Source organism: Stenotrophomonas sp. STEN063 (assembly GCF_056854515.1).
On the sequence record NZ_JBXFWF010000130.1, the window covers coordinates 1 to 1,329 of the forward strand.

The following is a 1,329-nucleotide window of genomic DNA, read 5'->3' on the forward strand; positions in this document are numbered from 1 at the left end:
GCCAAAAGCCAAGAGCCAAGAGCCAAAAGCCAAAAGCAAAGAGCCAAGAGCCAAGAGCTCCCCTCATCCCAACCCTTCTCCCGCAAGCGGGAGAAGGGTTAAGGCAACAGCTGGAGCAAGGGCCAAAGCCAAAGCCAAAGCCAAAGCCAAAGCCAAAGCCAAAGCCAAAGCCTTGGGGCTCTGTAGGCGCTGCTTGGAATGCACCTGCCGAACATGGTTCGGCACTACGGTCAGGCTTTCTGGCGTATCTGCGCGGCAGTTGCCCAGCGGGCTGCGATGTTCGGTGCGGTGATGCACACCGCCTCATCGGTAACCGTGGTCACCGCGCGCTCCAGCAGCTGGATGTCCGCTTCATGCTGGCGCGCCACATGCGGATCTTCAAAGAAGATCGCGCGTTGGCAGCGATGCTCAAGTACACGGTCCGCAATCTGCGCGTCGCCGCCTAGCGGGCCGCTCTGGAAGCGGTGGATCCATTCCTGGTCGCGTGGCCAGCCGCGGCTCCAGGCCATCTCGTTCAAGCGTTGACCGGTGGTGCCGGTACCGATGCGGTGTTCGAACTGCGACAACACGTCGAAGTGCTCCGATGCGAAGGCGAGCATCTGTGGCTTGCGCGCATCGTGGGCGATCAGCGCGAGCGTCTGCTTGCTGAAGTCATGTAGATCGTCGGCGCCCGGGTCCGGTGCGAGGCCGGCGTGGATGCGCTCCATTTCAATCCAGTCACGAGCGGTGGCCACCGTGGAGATGAAGGGTTTTCCGTGGATGACGCACTGGCGCTTGAGCGCGATGGCTTCCGGGAACACCGACGAGGGATCGACCGGGTCAATGAAGTAGATCGCGCCATCGAGTGTGCGCTCCAGGGTGCCCATGCCTACGACTTCGGCCACCAGCTTCATCAGGCCGCCTTCGCGGCCGTTGGGATAGCGCTGAAGTCCGGGGTAATCCTGCAGAGGATGAGTGCCGGCAATGGCGTCGTAGGTGCGGCCAACGGCGTGCAACTCCACTCCCAGTTCGCGTATTCCGCTTTCGCTGGCGCGCAGCCAACGGAACAACGCAGCGTCTGCGCTTTCGTGATGGAGACGGTTTGCTGCCAGGCCGATGCGCATTGCGATTTCTCTTTGTGCGGAGTTCTTGAGTGTAGGGCAGCTGCGTGTCGGTTGGTTGGTGGCCTTGGAGCCAAAGGCATGCCTGAGCAAGAGCTCCCCTCATCCGCCCATTCGGGCACCTTCTCCCGCAAGCGGGAGAAGGGAGCAGGTCGTTACTACGCGAACTGGTGGTTCAGAGCCACAGCAACAGCCACAGCAATAGCAACAGCAATAGCAACAGCAACAG

General features: G+C 61.3%; 1 protein-coding gene. It reads right to left on the reverse strand.

Going from position 1 to position 1,329, the window contains the following annotated elements; translation table 11 throughout:
* Nucleotides 1-230: 230 nt before the first annotated feature.
* Nucleotides 231-1,103, reverse strand: coding sequence for a methylglyoxal synthase (locus tag AC1VWL_RS19280; RefSeq protein ID WP_482987752.1), 873 nt, complete (start codon nt 1,101-1,103; stop codon nt 231-233).
* Nucleotides 1,104-1,329: the final 226 nt, after the last annotated feature.

Coding starts and splice junctions, on each gene's coding strand:
- AC1VWL_RS19280 (WP_482987752.1), bottom strand. CDS start 1,103: ATGCGCATCGGCCTGGCAGCAAACCGTCTCCATCACGAAAGCGCAGAC.